Here is a 15,892-nt window from a genome sequence, read left to right on the forward strand (position 1 = left end):
CCATATTTCTGTGGTTTTGAAAAGTGGCAGGATTTCAAGTCTGCGGATTAAGGAATCAGTTTTGCTCAGTTTAATCATAGTCCAACACCATCGCATTCTGCCTGTTCATAATCAATCAGCTCTGTAATGGTCGGGTTAGTTCCGCATACCGGGCAGTTTTCCGTATGTGCCGGAAGCTTTACCTTCCGGAATTCCATTTTCAGTGCGTCATAGGTCAGCAGATATCCGGTCAGCAGATCGCCGACGCCGATAATATACTTGACAGCCTCCATTGCCTGCAGACTGCCGATGACACCGCCCATGGCGCCGATGACACCTGCCTGCTTACAGGTAGGTACAGCATCCTTCGGAGGCGGATCCTTGAAGACGCAGCGATAGCACGGACCTTCTCCGGGTACATATGTCATCAGTTGTCCCTGGAAGCGGATAATACCGGCGTGAGAGAAGGGCTTTTTCGCCATAACACAGGCATCGTTAATCAAAAACTTTGCCGGGAAATTATCGGTTCCGTCAATAATGAAATCATAATCCTTAATCAGATCCATGATATTTTCGCTGGTGACAAATGTACGGTATGTATTCACTTTAACATCCGGGTTCATCGCCTCCATGGTTTCCTTGGCAGACTGTACCTTCGCCTTGCCTACATCCTTGGTGGCATGAATGATTTGTCTCTGCAGATTGGAAAGATCAACTTCATCTGCATCTGCAATGCCGATGGTTCCAACACCAGCGGCTGCAAGATACATAGCAGCCGGAGCACCCAGACCGCCTGCGCCAATGATCAGGACTTTTGCATTGAGCAGCTTTTTTTGTCCCTTTACGCCAACTTCTTTCAAAATGATGTGGCGAGAATAGCGCTCGATTTGTTCGTTTGTAAATGCCATTACTGACCGCCTCCCATGAAGTAAAGAAATTCTACTGTATCGCCATCTTTCAGTACAGTGCTCTCGAATGTGCCGCTCTCTACGAATTCATCGTTGATGGTCACTGTTACGTACTGGGGAGTCTCTACCTTTTCGTCCACGATCAGCTGTGCAATGGTCAAGCCGTCTGCAACTTCCTTTTTTACACCTGCAACTGTAATATTCATCATCATTTCTCCTCTTTGTTATCGTAATGAATCGATCATCTCTGTGATCTCAGATTTTTTTACGGCACCTCTGAGACGTGCCTGCTCTTCGCCGTTTTTGAAGAAGATCAGCGTAGGAGCCGCTTGTACCTCGTACTGCTCGGCAAGTGCGCCGTCAAAATTGATATTGATTTTCACAAGCTTGAATCCCTCGGGATAAGCTTCTTCCACTTCTGCCAGAAGCGGTGACATTCTCTTACAGGGCACGCAACTGTCAGAATAAAAGTCTGCCAGCACGATGCCGTCTGCTTTCAGAACTTCCTCCGGGAAGTTCTCTCCATTGACACGGATCGCCATTTAATCACCGACCTTTTTTACGATCAATTGATAAGTTCCATCCTCATTTTTAAGAAGCTTGAGAACCTGATGTCCTTCTTCTTTGATGCTCCGGGGTACATTCTGTACCGGTTCGCCGTCATTCAGACGAATGGACAGGATCTGCCCATCGTCAAGTTCCTCCAGTGCAACCTTTGCCTTGACAAAGGTGACCGGGCAAACCACATCTGTAATATCTACGGTATCATCGATCTGAAATTCAGCCATTGTATGCCTCCATGATTTTCTCTACGAATTTTTCTGCTCCTACACGGTCTATGGTAAACCGGAAACGCTCGCCTGCATTGGCGTTTTCTTCAAAGAACTGAACAGCTGCATCACAGACCTTCAGAAGCTTTTCCTTGTCTGCAATGAACGGAATGATCGGTTCGCCTTTGTAGATGGAATTGCCAAACAAGCCGCCAAAGGATACAATGTAACCATGAACGGTATCCCATGCCTCCGTGGGACATGCTTTTACGCAGCGTCCGCAGTAGTTGCACTTTTCTTCATTCACAGAAATGGTGCCGTCGGAAATGGTGATAGCACCGCTTCGACATGCCTTTTCACAGACACCGCACTGGATACAGTCGCTTTCTCTCCATTTCACCTGAATGCCGCCCTTGATGCCAAGGTCATTTTCCTCTGCTTTCAGGCAGTTGTTCTGACATCCAGTGATGCCGAACTTGAATTTGTGAGGAAGCTCTCTTGCAAAATACCGTTCATCCAGTTCCTTTGCCAGGGTAAAGGTATCAATACATCCGCTGGGACAGATCGCTTCGCCCTGACAGGCAGTTACGGTGCGGACTCTCGGCCCGCATACACCCGGTTCAACGCCGCCTTCCTGCAATGCTGCTTTTACTTCGTCGATCTGTTCCAGTTTGATAAAGGGGATCTCCACGCTCTGACGGGAAGTCAGATGCACATGACCATCACCGAACTTTTCAGCTACTTCTGCAATTTTTGCAAGCTGTACTGCTGTGAGATTGCCACCCACGACACGAAGCCGCAGGGAAAAATGATTTTTCTGCTTCTGACGCATGAAGCCGCCTTTTTTTAATGTTGCGTAATCTACTGCCATATCAGTTAGCCTCCTTGATTTTATCGATCGCCTGGGAAAAATCCTCGATCAGATCTGCAATATCTTCAATGCCAATGCTGATGCGGATGGTATCGTCATATACACCTGCATTTTGTTTTTGTTCCTCTGAACTGTGTGTATAAATCGTACTTGCCGGGTGAATGACAAGGGTTCTAGTATCACCAATATTGGTTGCGTTTGTGGCATATTGCAGACTGTTGATAAGCCGGAAAGCTTTTTCCTTGCTGCCGGCACGCAGTGTCAGGATGGCACCGCCCTTTCCGCCGAATTGCTTCTGCACCAATTCGTAATAGGGATTCGTTTTCAAAGCCGGATAATTCACTGTAAAGCCCTCAACGCTTTCCAGAAATTCTGCAAGGTGTAACGCATTGTCACAGAGCCGTTCCATGCGAAGTCCAAGGGTTTCCAGACCGACTGTATTCAGAAAAGCATTCATAGGCGACAGACATCCGCCGAAATTCCGCCAGATGCCGTTTCGCAGTTTGGCGAGATATGCAAACTTTCCGTATTTCCGGTATGACTCAAAGCCTCTGTAACGTTCTGCATTCCACTGGAAATTGCCGCTGTCAACGATCACGCCACTGATGGCATTTCCGCCGCCGTTAATGTACTTGGAAGAAGAGTGCACTACCACATCTGCACCATAATCAAAAGGGTGGATGAGATAAGGCGTTGCAGTCGTGCTGTCAATAATCAAGGGAATGCCGTGACTGTGAACCAACTGAGAAACCGCTTTTAAATCCACAACGTCCAGCTTCGGATTGCCGATCAGTTCTGTGAAAACAACTTTGGTCTTTTCATTGAGAAGCGGCTCGATGGCTTCTGCTGTTACACTCTCCACAAAACGTGTCGTAATGCCAAAAGCTTTGAGATCTTCAAACAAGTCAATGGTACCGCCGAATAATCCCGAACCGGCAATGATCTCGTCCCCTGCTTCCAGAATGTTCAAAAGAGACATGGCAACTGCGGACATTCCCGATGCACAGGCAACTGCGCCGATTCCCTTTTCCATTGCAGCGATCCTTTTTTCAAAGGCATCCACGGTTGGATTGCTGATCCTGGTGTAGGCGAAGCCAGGCGCTTTGTTATTGAATACTTTTTCCAGCTGCTCTGCGGATTCGTGTGCAAAGGCACTGACCTGATAGATTGGGGTCAGTGTTGAGCCGGTACATTCGTCACCGCTGAAATTTTGATGCAGCAATGCGGTATTAAACTGCATAGTATCACCGACTTTCGTATTGATTCGTTCTGTAACATCCTTATTATATCATATTTATCCTATCAAGTCAATAGGTTTTATAAACATTGTAAGATTATAAAGTCTGATAGGAATTCCAGTGCTCTTTTTTCAGAGTCACACATAAATAAAGTAAAAATACCCATATTTTTTGACAAGGAATGCAGCTTTTATTGCCTTAAATAGCTTTTATTGCCTTAAATATAGTACATGGGTTCTTCTGCATCTGAAAGGGATTCACGATATTTCTCTATGATCTCAGCAAGCGTGATGCTGTTGGAAAAATTCCGCAGATAGGATGTCATCTGATCCCACAAGCAGTCATTGAGTATATTCTTGAGGATAGGATCCTGATCTGTGTCGTAAAAGTTGACATTCCCCAGGATCGTCACATCAAGCGCATCCAGAATCTCCTGAAATGTGATCTGATCTGCCGGTCTTGCCATAACATAACCGCCTTTGAAACCTTTCAGACTGCGGATCAGATTTGCCTGCCGCAGGGCAACCAGGATCTGTTCCAGATATTTCATAGAAATATTCTGGCGGCTGGAGATGCCGCTCACGGCAACAGGCTTTCCATTTTCAGAATATAGTGCAATATCGATCAATGCAATAATGCCGCATTCGACTTTTGTTGAAACTTTGATATGGCAGTCTCCTTTCACATTCATATTTCTTTCACGGTTGCAATTACGCTAAAGCAGGCTGGCTCAATATCCGATCCATACAATGCGTACAGCTTCAAAGAGAAGAATGGCACCGATAATCACAAGGTTTATGACAGTGTCTCTGACTTTCTGATTCATACGTGGGTTCCCCTTTCATTCACTCATTCCGAGAAAAGTGTGGTTGAATAGTACCTGTCCCCGCTGTCCGGCAGGAGTGCCACAATGGTCTTTCCTTTGTTTTCCGGTCGTTTTGCAAGCTCCAGCGCTGCATACAGGGCAGCACCGGAAGAAATTCCTACCAGCACCCCTTCCTGTTTCGCAATCAGTTTTGCTGTTTCAAAAGCGTCCTCATTTTTCACTTTTACAATTTCATCATAGATATCCGTGTTTAGTGTCTTGGGCACGAACCCGGCACCGATACCCTGGATCTTATGGGGTCCGGGCTTTCCGCCTGACAAGATCGGGGAACCCTCTGGTTCTACTGCCACGATCTGTACATTGGGATTCTGGGATTTCAGATATTCGCCGGTGCTGCTAATGGTGCCACCGGTTCCCACACCGGCTACGAAATAATCCACTTTTCCGTCTGTATCTTTCCAGATCTCAGGGCCTGTGGTCTTGCGGTGGGTTTCTGGATTTGCCGGATTTTCGAACTGTCCCGGAATGAAACTGTCCGGGATCTCCTCTGCAAGCTCATGAGCCTTTGCAATGGCACCAGTCATACCCTTTACGCCATCTGTCAGCACGATTTCTGCACCATAAGCTTTCAGGATATTTCTCCGTTCTACGCTCATGGTTTCCGGCATGGTGAGAATGACACGATAGCCCTTTGCTGCTGCAATTGCAGCAAGCCCGATTCCGGTATTTCCAGAAGTCGGTTCGATGATGACAGAGCCGGCATGGAGCAGACCTTTCTGTTCTGCATCCTCCAGCATGGATTTTGCGATCCGATCCTTGACGCTTCCAGCCGGGTTCAGATATTCCAGCTTGACGAGAACTGTTGCCTCCAAGCCCTGATTCTTCTCAATATTGATCACTTCGACCAGCGGGGTGTTACCAATCAGTTCAATGGTGCCCTTATAGATATTTGCCATGGTGATATCCTCCTATATAAAAACAGATATTGCAAACGGTTTAAATAACCACGAAATCTTCCTGCAAGGACTGATTCTCCAGCAGATAGGATTTTTCTCCCACTGTGACAAAGAGTCTGTAGAGAAAAACATCGACCTTCTCCCCTACTGCAATACTCGGCTCTTCCAGATCACGCTTTGCAATCAGAAGCGTATCATTGACACGTACGCTGAGTTCAATTTTATCGCCCCGGAATGAAACACGTTCCACAACGCCATCTGATGCAGAGCTTCTGTACTTCTGCACTTCATTCTTCTTTGTGATCTTCACAAATTCGGGACGGACGATCGCCTTATCCACATTTTCCACTGCCTCAAATGTGTGGAATTTCTGATAGTCCTTTACCACAGAAGTCTGCCCGAAAAATCCGGCTGTGAAAGCTGTCTGAGGATTCTGATAAACCGCAAGAGGTGTTCCCATCTGTTCGATACGTCCCTTGTTGGTGATGATGATTTCATCTGCCACTTCAATGGCTTCATCCTGGTCATGGGTAACGAAAATACTGGTGACACCGAGTTTTTCGATCATATCTTTCAGCCAGCTGCGCAGTTCCTGACGTACTTTTGCATCAATTGCCGCAAAGGGTTCATCCAAAAGCAGCAGTTGGGGATTGGGTGCCAACGCACGGGCAAAGGCGACTCTCTGCCGCTGTCCGCCGGAAAGCTGGCTGGGATATCGTTTTTCCAGCCCTTTCAGTCCGATCAGCTCGATCAGTTCCTTTACACGCTTGTCGATAGCCTTTTTCTCCGCTTTCTGTACTTTTAAGCCGAATGCAATATTGTCATACACGGTCATATAGCGGAACAGCGCATAATTCTGAAAGACAAATCCGATGCCTCTCTTGCTGGCAGGAATATCATTCACGACCTTGCCGTCAATGATGATCTCTCCGCTGTCCGGATGTTCCAGTCCGGCGATCATACGCAGGATGGTGGTTTTACCGCTTCCGCTGGGCCCCAGCAGACCGATGAGCTTTCCCTTTTCGATGCCAAAGCTCACATTGTCCGATGCCTTGTAATCACCAAAGTGCTTGTTGATATTCTTTAATTCCACATACATTTAAGTATCCTTCTTTCCTCTGTATTCTACAATGCTTCGAATAATCAGTATGAGAATTGCCATCATTACCAGAATCGAAGAAACTGCAAAGGCAGGAACATACTTAAATTCGTTAAACAAGATCTCCACATGCAGCGGAAGTGTATTGGTTTTTCCTCTCAGGTGTCCTGACAGAACGGATACTGCGCCGAATTCGCCCATGGCTCTCGCTGCGCAGAGCACAACGCCATAGAGAAATGCCCATTTGATATGGGGAAATGTGACTTTCCGGAAAATCGTCAGTCCCTTTGCGCCCATCAGAGCGGCAGCTTCTTCTTCGTCTGTTCCCTGCGCTTCCAGAACCGGGATCAATTCCCGGGAAATAAACGGGAATGTAACAAAGATGGTCGCAAGGACAATGCCGGGCACGGCAAACACGATCTTGATATCCAGTGCCTCCAAGTAGGGATAGAGAAAACTCTGTCTGCCGAAAGTCAGTACGAAGATCAGACCGGCAATGATCGGCGAAACTGTGACCGGGACATCAATTAGGGTAGTCAGAAGTTTTTTCCCCTTGAAGCGGAATTTCGTTACTGTCCAGGCAGCAAAAACGCCGAAAATCGTATTGATCAGCACAGCGCATACAGTGGCTTCAATGGTCAGCAGCAATGCCTTGATGGTGTATTCGTCTGTGACAGCAGTGATGTAGGTGTTCCAGCCGCTCCGCAGTGCCTCTGAAATGACGGTGATCAACGGGAGCAGCAGCATCAGAACGATAAATAGGATACTGACGCCGATCAGACTCCATTTTACAATTTTGGAACCAATTGTTTCCTCATGCATTTCAGGCACCTCCTTTGAGTATTTTCGCACTTCTGGATTGGATCAGGTTGGTGAGAAACAGGATCAGAAAAGCAGCGATCAGCATAACAAGAGCAATGGCAGTTGCGCTGGCGTAGTCATATTCCTGCAATTCCGACATAATGATCAGCGGTGTGATCTCTGTTTCATAGGGCTGATTTCCGGCGATGAATACAACACTGCCATATTCGCCGATGCATCGTCCGAAAGCGAGACCGAAACCCGTCAGGACTGCCGGCAGAATCTCCGGAAAAATTACTTTCCAGAATATCTTGGTACGGCTTGCCCCAAGAACACCGGCTGCTTCTTCATAGGTGGAATCCAGTTTTTCCAGAACAGGCTGGACAGAACGCACCACAAAGGGAATGCCAATGAACACAAGTGCCACTGTAATACCAATCCGGGTGTAGGCGATCTGAATGCCGAACTTTGCAAAAACGCTGCCGATCAGTCCGTTGTTGGTTGTCAGTGAAGTCAGCGCAATACCTGCTACAGCTGTCGGCAAAGCAAAGGGCAGCTCGATCATGCCATCCAGCAGACGCTTCAAGGGAAACTGATAGCGTACCAGTACCCACGCCAAGATCACACCCATCACTGCATTGATGACAGAGGCAATAAATGCAGTCAGAAAGCTGACACGAAAGCTTGCCAGGACACGATCACGTGTGATGGTCTGAATGATCTCTTTGAAATCCATTTGTGCAGTAAATACCACCAGGGACGCCAGTGGAATCAGCACCACGACACTCAGAATGGAAATGGTTACGCCCATGGATATGCCAAAACCAGGAATTACCCTTTTCTTTGCCTTTTTCATATGTACTCCTTATTCCTCGTAAATTTCATCAAATACGCCGCCGTCCGCAAAGTGTTTGGACTGAGCTTCATCCCATCCGCCAAAGTCATCAATGGTAACAAGATTGATATCCAGATTGAATACATCGGCATATTCCTGAAGAATTGTCTCATTGGACGGACGATAATAGTTGTCGCCGGCAATTCTCTGCGCCTCGTCAGAATAGAGATATTGCAGATATTCTGTAGCAACTTCTCTGGTACCTCTTTCGTCTACCACGGAATCTACGACAGCAACGGAAGGCTGTGCCAGAATGCTGATACTCGGTGTGATGATCTCATAGTCATCCGGTGCGTCCTGAACAGACAGATAAGCTTCGTTTTCCCATGCGATCAGTACATCGCCCTGACCGTTTTCCACAAATGTGGTAGTAGCACCTCTTGCGCCGGAATCCAGTACCAGAACATTCTGATAGAGCTTCTTGATGAAATCCTTGATCTGTGCTTCATCGCCGTTGTACAGCTCATCTGCATATGCCCAGGCAGCCAGGTAGTTCCATCTTGCACCGCCGGAAGTTTTCGGGTTCGGTGTAATTACGCCTACGCCGTCCTGTACCAGATCATCCCAGTCCTGAATGTTCTTCGGATTGCCCTTTCTGACCAGAAATACAATGGTGGAAGTGTAGGGCGAACTGTCCTTGTCAAACTCATCGACCCAGCCATCTTCGATCAGACCTGCGTCCTGTATCGCCTTGACATCATACTCCAGTGCCAGAGTCACGACATCAGCTTCCAGTCCGTTTGCAACCTCCAGTGCCTGCTTTCCGGAACCGCCGTGAGATTGTGTGACTTCCACATCCTGACCGGTCTTTTCTTTCCAGTGCTCTGCAAAGATCTCGTTGTATGCACTGTATAACTCTCTCGTCGGGTCGTAAGATACATTTGTAATGGTGACCTTGTCACCGCTTTCTGCCTGATTTCCGCAGCCTGTGAAAGCCGATACCGTCAAAACTGCTGCCAATGCAACTCCAAAAAATTTATTGATTTTCATAGCCTTTACCTCTTTCTTTCAATATGGATTTTATTGTTTATGCCATGATTCTGAATGAGATAAAGTATAACATCGCCTGATTCCTCCGGCTGCGACATACAACAATTGCATTATCACAGACCTCCTTCTCTTCCGCAATTCATACTATTTTGATGTGCTTTGTGTGATGTTATAATACACCAAAAAACCTACTTTGTCAATAGGCTTGGCGGAATTTTGTCAAGCTGATAAAATCAGGTATAATCCCTGGTGGATAATGTGCAATATGCACAATTTATCTTTTGGCTGGGATATATCTGCACCGGACGAATCGCTGTATCAATGAAAAAGTTACAAAATTCAGCGGCATCTATTGTTGATATTGTCATTTGAAATGAGCATATGGATGTGTTATAATGATAGTATATTATAAAGGTGGCACCGCACAAAGAGCGCCTAGCGGCTGTGCTCTGAAAAATAATTTGACAAATGGAGGGATTCTTTTGAAGCGGAGAATATATTGTAAATCCGTCAGTGTATTGCTGGCAACAGCGCTGATGATATCCGGAACGTGTACTTCTGTTCCTGTTGTTATGGCTGAATCCAGTACAGAAGCAGTCAAATATGAGTTTGAGGATGGAAAGACCAGCGGCGGAACGATCTATCATGAGACATGGACCGGGAATACTGAAGAAGACGGCAGCGGTGAGGATTATGATCTGACAAACGCCTCCGGCGGTGGTTTTTCCTATCTGGATCAGAAAGGGACGACAGTCAGCGTGGATGTTACAGTAGAAGAAGCCGGACTGTATGAACTGACGATCTGTTACTGTGAACCATATGACCCCAACAAAAAGGTGCAATATCTGAATATCAACGGCGTCAATCAAGGTGAAGTGAGCTTTGCCCACAATCTGACTTTTGAGGAGACTTCCGGCGGTGTTGTAATGCTGGACGAGGGTGTGAATACCATTGAACTGAAGGCATACTGGGGCTATACCATGTTTGACTATCTCACCATCCAGCCGGCAGATGAAAGTCTGACCACCCTTTCCCCTACCCGGCAGCTTTCCAATCCCAATGCCTCGGATTCCACAAAGCGTCTGTACAACTATCTCTGTGACCAGTACGGCAATCACATCATTTCCGGACAACAGGAATACTGCGGCTCCCATAACTACAACCTTTATGCTGATCCTGACAACTATATCAAGGACAATGAACAGGAATTCGACTACCTGATGGAGACCACAGGAAAAATGTGTGCCATCCGGGGCATTGACTTTCTGAATTATCGTTCCAATGCCACATGGGATGACAATGCGGCAGAGCGTACCATTCAGTGGGTCAACGAATACGGCGGTATCGCAACTGTCGTTTGGCACTGGAGCGTTCCCTCTGAAGAAGGCAGCACGGATTGCAATTTCTATGTGGAGTCTGCAAGTGCAAATTATACGACGTTCAGCATTTCCAGAGCGTTGGAGGAAGGTACATGGGAGCATGAGGTGCTCATGGCGGATATTGCTGAAATCGCAAAGCAACTCACCAAGCTGAAAGAGGCAGATGTGCCGATCCTCTGGAGACCGTTGCACGAAGCAGAAGGCGGCTGGTTCTGGTGGGGTGCAGAAGGTGCTGAACCATGCAAGCAGCTCTATCGCCTGCTCTATGACCAGCTGACAAATGTCTATGGTCTGGATAACCTGATCTGGGTATGGAACAGCTATACCTATGCCACTTCTCCGGATTGGTATCCCGGTGACGATGTAGTGGACATTGTGGGCTACGACAAGTACAATGCCGTGGATGGTCTGCCCAATCTGAGTTCTATCTCATCCACATTCTACAGCCTGGTGCAGAGCACAGACGGTGAAAAGATGGTGGCTATGACAGAGAATGACACCATTCCGTCCCTGGAGAATTTGCTGAAAGACAAGGCATCCTGGCTTTATTTCTGCCCGTGGTATATGAACTATCTGACCAGCGAACAGAACAATCCAGCGGATAATCTGAAAGAGATCTACAACAGTGAGTACTGCATCACCCTGGATGAATTGCCGAATCTGAAGGAATATCCTATGGCAAACGAAACGCCGGAAAATCCTGAGGATACCATTCCCGGCGATGTAAATCTGGATGGCACTGTCACACTGGCTGATGTTGTGCTGCTGCAAAAGTATCTGCTTGGAGAGACCGCATTGACAAAAAGGCAAGCGAATGCAGCAGATGTAAAGCAAGATAAGCTAGTAAACGGAATGGATCTATCTAAACTGAGGTCAGCGATGCGGAATCTCTGAACTGTATCATGTGATACTAATCTCTGACCAAACCCATGAAAATCTTCACCGCCATCCACTCGCTGCTCGTCGTCAAACGCCCTTGCCAGGCGACAGCCTGCCTGCGGACGTTTTCCTTGATCAGCGAATGCCTGTCGGCGAATCTTTTCATGGAACTGATCAGAGATTCGTATGAAATATAACAACAAAAGGGTACAATTGCATTTTCCGCAATTATACCCTTGTTCGCTTCGTTAAAAGACTTTTCCAATCAGCATTTGTCTCATCAAAACAAAATCAAATGCGTTCAACTGGGCATCTGCATTCACATCTGCACGCTGGAACTGCTGCTGATCGATTTCTGCAAGACACAGCAAATAGCCCTGCATCAGAACAATATCTGCAATGGAAAATGTCCCATCCAGATTGATATCTCCCCGGATCACCGACTCGAATACATCCACAACTTCAAAAATATCTACTGCCCGGATCGTTCCCATTTCAGTTGTCATCTGCACACTATAGGTTCCGGGAGATTTCGCCGTAACTGTATAATTCCCATGGACTGCACCGTCAATAGGTTCATTGTTAAACAGCCATTGGTATTTTAAATTTTCTGCATATGTCAGCGGCTGCAGTGTCACAGTATCGCCGGAATTCAGGTATACTTTCTGTTTTCCGGAATATACGCTGAAATATTCTGTTACTGTATATTCATCTGACTTTATTTCGCCCACATTTTTCCATGAATCTGCTTCATCCTGAATGGAAACACGTACAGAAGAAAGCGTTGTCTTGGGGTAAACTTCCATAAGTTCACCCAGCGGAACCCGGAATTGTACCATATCCCCATCATGTATATATGTACATCCCACCGGCGTCCCATTGTTAAAATAGACAAAGCCATTGCTTTGATAATAAAGCCAATACGTTTTATCAGATGTTTTCGGTTTGATTTGCAGGTTGTATACGGGAGAAGATGCATTTTGCGGAATTATGGCAGTGATATAAAAATAGTTTTCATCATTGGACAGATAGAGTTTCTTGTCCTCTGCTTCTTTCACCAGATACGCATCCGAAATGCTTTCCGAAGAAACCAGCCCATTTACCGTGTGCATTTCACCGTTGGATACAGAGATCGGTGCATCGGTATTGCTTTGATAAAAAGTACCATTAGTCAGTTCCGCAGTATCCTCATTTTCTGTAACACAAAATGTACCGAGATAATTGGCGCCAAGAGAGGCGTTCCAGACATTCTGATTTGCAAAGTGTACAGAACGCATCCCCATCTGATCCAGGGTATTATTCCCCACAGAAAGTTTCAGATAAACGTTCCAGTTTCCCGTTTCAAGTCCTCCCGGCAGTTTCAACTGTAAATCGTTTTCTGACGTTGTACAAGAATACCATTTTGAGGTATCAATCTCCGCTTCCGTTTTGATATAGTTCCCGTCTTTTTCCAACAAGATCTCTGCCTTTTCCGGCATGATGGGGTTCGCAAATCCAGTATTTTCTACAGCAAAGTTCAATTCCAGACTTTCACCTTGTTTGACTTCAGCGCTCAGATCTGAATCACGAAGAACAAACCGATATCCCAGATGATCCCGAATGAACTGAAAAACGGTCTGACCATAATATGCACTGTTGTCTGCACCGGGGACATCATATTCTGTACCGAAGATATAATCCTGATACAGCGTAAAAATATTGGAATTGATGTAACTCAGATGGGTTTTATACATTTCCGGTATGGCGTTTTTCGGCAGATACGTATCATACTTTTTCGCAAATTCTATGTTGCCCGAAAACTCACCGCCGAAGTAGGAAGTCAGTGTCTGGCGGCTGAGCCAGGTGGTTTCCGCTTCTCTGTCGGAATATGTTCCCAGGTCAATATCCGATCCCATATAACCATCATCATACATTCCAACACGAGATGCCTCACTGCCTGGCTCCGGTGTATAATTGACAAGTTCACTTCTCTCAATTCCCGCCCATTTTGCAAAGATATCCGGTGTCCGGACAGTAACCGGAATGGGCGAAGGAACACAGTCCAGCATGGCATCCAGAACCTTCGCCTTGTCTTCTACAGTTGTATATTTTCCGCCCCATTGTTCACCCCATGCACCGACAAATCCCGACTCTACAAATGCAATGATATCCTGATACTCCGAAAGAAAGCCATTCTCTTTTATCTGTTGTATATGGGACATCATAAATTCAAAAGTTGACGGCTCGGGATTTTGTTTTCCCGTATCATCGTATCGGAACCGCAGGGCAGCTGTGCATCCGTTTTTTCTGCAATTGTCCAGCGTTTTTCTGATATTTGTAAAAAACGCATCATCCAGCGGAATGTCCGTTCCCTCCGTATAGGTTCCATCATCTGCTGTTACACCGTTTGATCCACTGGAAAATGCGCCGATATCTACAAACATTAAAACAAGATTCCCCGTAGGGTTATAGACGGGCGTATCTCCAGGTTTACAGGTATACCAAATGGTACTGGTATACCCGGCTCCAGGGTTGGAAATCGTTTCAACAGTTTCTGTATAATTGATTCCAGAATCTACAAGTTGGGTCGCTTCTTCTGCATGGGCAGGAAAAAAGCCCAGAAGATTTAAGGAAAGAGCAGCAGAAACCATCATTGCTGTCATTTTATATTTCATACAATACCTCCTGTAAAAAGAATGAGGTGCATCTGAAAGTGCCATATGTAGGTGATACCGTGCAAAGCCGTCAGGTGCTCTTTGTGCGGTGTTGCCTTAATTATATCATACGATATCAGAAAAATCAACTGTATCTCAGGGACTGCATCGCAATCCAAAATAATTTTTGATACTAATCTCTGATCAGTTCCATGAAAAGATTCGCCGACAGGCATTCGCTGATCAAGGAAAACGTCCGCAGGCAGGCTGTCGCCTGGCAAGGGCGTTTGACGACGAGCAGCGAGTGGATGGCGGTGAAGATTTTCATGGGTTTGGTCAGAGATTAGTATGAGATTCACAAATGCCCTCTTTCATTTTCGATTGATTTGTGCTATACTATAGCATGTTCACATAAATCCGAACAAACATTGTTTCGGCAATTATTTTGTGAATACGTTCGAAATGTATTGTATACAAAGGAGATGATCGGCACTTTGACTGCAAAAATCCAAACATTCTGCAAGGCACAGCCTGTACTGCTGATTTCTTTTCTGGCGGCAATTCTCACAATGCTGTTTGTACCGCCGGATCGCAGTTACTTGTCCTACTGTAATTACACCGTATTGATCCAATTGTTTTGTCTGATGATAGCAGTGGCAGGCTTTCGCAGTATTGGTGTATTTGAAACCGTGACAGACATGCTGCTGAAACGTGCAGGAACAATTCGAAAACTGGGATGGATCCTGACGTTGATTTGCTTTTTTTCATCCATGTTTGTGACAAACGATGTAGCGTTGCTGACTTTTATACCGCTGACGCTACTTTTATACAACCAGATCGCAGATGAAAAAAGCCGGATCCTGACCATCGTACTGGAAACCGCGGCTGCCAATCTCGGCAGTATGGTAACGCCTTTCGGAAATCCTCAGAATCTTTATTTATACGATATGTATCACCTGACTGTAACGGATTTTTTCCGCACCATGCTTCCTGCCGGGGTCATCAGTTTGATTTGTCTTGTATTGCTGGGTCTGCTTCTGCCAAAGACACCGTGTACTGCACCCCCAGCAGAGAGAAAACCCATTGCAAAATTGCACTGCACCGCATATGGCGCTTTGTTTCTTCTGTGTCTGCTGACTGTTTTCCGCATTATACCGGACTGGTGCTGTCTGATCACAGCAATAGCGCTTCCTTTGGCGCTGGACAGAGGACTTTTCCGCAAAGCAGACTATGCACTTCTGGGAACCTTTGTGTGTTTCTTTGTCTTTGTGGGAAATATCGCAAGAATCGACGTGGTAAGGGATTTTCTTTCGCGAATTCTGGCAGGCAGAGAAATACTGGTCTCTGCTCTTCTGTCCCAGGGAATCAGCAACGTTCCTGCCGCTGTAATGCTATCTGGCTTTACGGAACATGGAACAGAACTGCTTCTCGGCATCAATCTGGGTGGACTAGGAACCGTCATCGCCTCTCTTGCAAGCCTGATCTCCTTCCAGTTTTACAGGGTTTCACCACATGCAAATGCCAAAAGATACTTACTCACCTTTTCCACGGTCAACTTCGGAATGCTTGCGCTGCTTCTGCTTCTTGCATGGGTGGGAATTTTGTAAAACTATGCCCGATTGACAAAAAAATTCACAGTGGGACATGATTTCCACTGTGAATTTTTTT

16 protein-coding genes are annotated in these 15,892 nt (G+C 46.2%); 2 read left to right on the top strand and 14 right to left on the bottom strand.

The genetic code is table 11. From position 1 onward, the window contains the following. Positions 1–74: 74 nt before the first annotated feature. The 12 genes from thiF to Q0418_RS05400 form a co-directional block, all read right to left on the bottom strand. Positions 75–887 (bottom strand): thiazole biosynthesis adenylyltransferase ThiF, encoded by an 813-nt coding sequence (thiF, locus tag Q0418_RS05345; protein WP_298482935.1) that lies wholly within the window; start codon positions 885–887, stop codon positions 75–77. After that, a complete protein-coding gene (gene thiS / locus Q0418_RS05350; RefSeq protein WP_298482937.1) occupies positions 887–1,093 on the bottom strand; it encodes a sulfur carrier protein ThiS in 207 nt (68 codons plus the stop codon). The genes thiF and thiS overlap by 1 nt, the downstream gene beginning before the upstream one ends. Before the next feature lie 18 nt (positions 1,094–1,111). Then, positions 1,112–1,429 carry a co-chaperone YbbN gene (locus Q0418_RS05355; protein ID WP_298482938.1) on the bottom strand — a complete coding sequence of 106 codons (318 nt, stop codon included), beginning with the start codon at positions 1,427–1,429 and terminating at the stop codon, positions 1,112–1,114. Beyond that, positions 1,430–1,675, bottom strand: coding sequence for a sulfurtransferase TusA family protein (locus tag Q0418_RS05360; protein WP_298482940.1), 246 nt, complete (start codon positions 1,673–1,675; stop codon positions 1,430–1,432). It lies immediately after the preceding gene. Beyond that, a complete protein-coding gene (locus Q0418_RS05365; RefSeq protein WP_298482942.1) occupies positions 1,668–2,528 on the bottom strand; it encodes a 4Fe-4S binding protein in 861 nt (286 codons plus the stop codon). Before Q0418_RS05365 ends, Q0418_RS05360 begins: the two co-directional genes overlap by 8 nt. Before the next feature lies 1 nt (position 2,529). Beyond that, positions 2,530–3,768, bottom strand: a complete 1,239-nt coding sequence (locus Q0418_RS05370; protein ID WP_298482944.1) for an O-acetylhomoserine aminocarboxypropyltransferase/cysteine synthase family protein — start codon at positions 3,766–3,768, stop codon at positions 2,530–2,532. A 215-nt stretch (positions 3,769–3,983) separates the two neighbouring features. After that, the gene (locus tag Q0418_RS05375) at positions 3,984–4,457 is read right to left on the bottom strand and encodes an Rrf2 family transcriptional regulator (RefSeq protein WP_298482946.1); all 474 of its coding nucleotides are present in this window, start codon (positions 4,455–4,457) and stop codon (positions 3,984–3,986) included. Between the two features lie 158 nt (positions 4,458–4,615). Next, entirely contained in the window at positions 4,616–5,548 is a 933-nt protein-coding gene (gene cysK, locus Q0418_RS05380; RefSeq protein WP_298482948.1) for a cysteine synthase A, read from the bottom strand. A gap of 40 nt (positions 5,549–5,588) precedes the next feature. Continuing rightward, positions 5,589–6,647 carry a sulfate/molybdate ABC transporter ATP-binding protein gene (locus Q0418_RS05385; protein WP_298482950.1) on the bottom strand — a complete coding sequence of 353 codons (1,059 nt, stop codon included), beginning with the start codon at positions 6,645–6,647 and terminating at the stop codon, positions 5,589–5,591. Next, complete coding sequence (cysW, locus tag Q0418_RS05390) at positions 6,648–7,469, bottom strand: sulfate ABC transporter permease subunit CysW (RefSeq protein ID WP_298482952.1); 822 nt, start codon at positions 7,467–7,469, stop codon at positions 6,648–6,650. Position 7,470: 1 nt separating this feature from the next. After that, positions 7,471–8,304: a sulfate ABC transporter permease subunit CysT gene (gene cysT, locus Q0418_RS05395; RefSeq protein ID WP_298482953.1), complete on the bottom strand. Its 834-nt coding sequence runs from the start codon at positions 8,302–8,304 to the stop codon at positions 7,471–7,473. A 9-nt stretch (positions 8,305–8,313) separates the two neighbouring features. Beyond that, positions 8,314–9,333 (bottom strand): sulfate ABC transporter substrate-binding protein, encoded by a 1,020-nt coding sequence (locus tag Q0418_RS05400; protein ID WP_298482956.1) that lies wholly within the window; start codon positions 9,331–9,333, stop codon positions 8,314–8,316. Between the two features lie 482 nt (positions 9,334–9,815). Between Q0418_RS05400 and Q0418_RS05405 the strand changes: the two genes are divergently transcribed. Beyond that, on the top strand, positions 9,816–11,606 hold the full coding sequence (locus Q0418_RS05405; protein ID WP_298482958.1) for a glycosyl hydrolase: 1,791 nt from the start codon (positions 9,816–9,818) through the stop codon (positions 11,604–11,606). Positions 11,607–11,839: 233 nt separating this feature from the next. Here Q0418_RS05405 and Q0418_RS05410 read toward each other — a convergent pair whose 3' ends face one another. Together Q0418_RS05410 and Q0418_RS05415 are read right to left on the bottom strand one after the other, a co-directional pair. Next, positions 11,840–14,245, bottom strand: a complete 2,406-nt coding sequence (locus Q0418_RS05410; protein WP_298482960.1) for a DUF4832 domain-containing protein — start codon at positions 14,243–14,245, stop codon at positions 11,840–11,842. After that, positions 14,242–14,583: a hypothetical protein gene (locus tag Q0418_RS05415; protein WP_298482962.1), complete on the bottom strand. Its 342-nt coding sequence runs from the start codon at positions 14,581–14,583 to the stop codon at positions 14,242–14,244. Before Q0418_RS05415 ends, Q0418_RS05410 begins: the two co-directional genes overlap by 4 nt. Before the next feature lie 135 nt (positions 14,584–14,718). Here Q0418_RS05415 and Q0418_RS05420 point away from each other — a divergent pair, with 135 nt between their 5' ends. Continuing rightward, positions 14,719–15,831, top strand: a complete 1,113-nt coding sequence (locus tag Q0418_RS05420; RefSeq protein ID WP_298482964.1) for an SLC13 family permease — start codon at positions 14,719–14,721, stop codon at positions 15,829–15,831. The last annotated feature ends 61 nt before the right edge of the window (positions 15,832–15,892 follow it).

Source organism: uncultured Ruminococcus sp. (assembly GCF_937915125.1).
Lineage (GTDB): Bacteria > Bacillota > Clostridia > Oscillospirales > Ruminococcaceae > Ruminococcus_C.

Excerpts from the sequence above, each read along its gene's own strand:
- Q0418_RS05385 (WP_298482950.1), bottom strand. The coding sequence starts at position 6,647 with ATGTATGTGGAATTAAAGAATATCAACAAGCACTTTGGTGATTACAAG.
- Q0418_RS05355 (WP_298482938.1), bottom strand. The coding sequence starts at position 1,429 with ATGGCGATCCGTGTCAATGGAGAGAACTTCCCGGAGGAAGTTCTGAAA.
- Q0418_RS05365 (WP_298482942.1), bottom strand. The coding sequence starts at position 2,528 with ATGGCAGTAGATTACGCAACATTAAAAAAAGGCGGCTTCATGCGTCAG.
- Q0418_RS05375 (WP_298482946.1), bottom strand. The coding sequence starts at position 4,457 with ATGAATGTGAAAGGAGACTGCCATATCAAAGTTTCAACAAAAGTCGAA.
- cysT (WP_298482953.1), bottom strand. The coding sequence starts at position 8,304 with ATGAAAAAGGCAAAGAAAAGGGTAATTCCTGGTTTTGGCATATCCATG.
- Q0418_RS05410 (WP_298482960.1), bottom strand. The coding sequence starts at position 14,245 with ATGAAATATAAAATGACAGCAATGATGGTTTCTGCTGCTCTTTCCTTA.
- Q0418_RS05400 (WP_298482956.1), bottom strand. The coding sequence starts at position 9,333 with ATGAAAATCAATAAATTTTTTGGAGTTGCATTGGCAGCAGTTTTGACG.
- thiF (WP_298482935.1), bottom strand. The coding sequence starts at position 887 with ATGGCATTTACAAACGAACAAATCGAGCGCTATTCTCGCCACATCATT.
- Q0418_RS05370 (WP_298482944.1), bottom strand. The coding sequence starts at position 3,768 with ATGCAGTTTAATACCGCATTGCTGCATCAAAATTTCAGCGGTGACGAA.
- Q0418_RS05360 (WP_298482940.1), bottom strand. The coding sequence starts at position 1,675 with ATGGCTGAATTTCAGATCGATGATACCGTAGATATTACAGATGTGGTT.
- cysK (WP_298482948.1), bottom strand. The coding sequence starts at position 5,548 with ATGGCAAATATCTATAAGGGCACCATTGAACTGATTGGTAACACCCCG.
- thiS (WP_298482937.1), bottom strand. The coding sequence starts at position 1,093 with ATGAATATTACAGTTGCAGGTGTAAAAAAGGAAGTTGCAGACGGCTTG.
- cysW (WP_298482952.1), bottom strand. The coding sequence starts at position 7,469 with ATGCATGAGGAAACAATTGGTTCCAAAATTGTAAAATGGAGTCTGATC.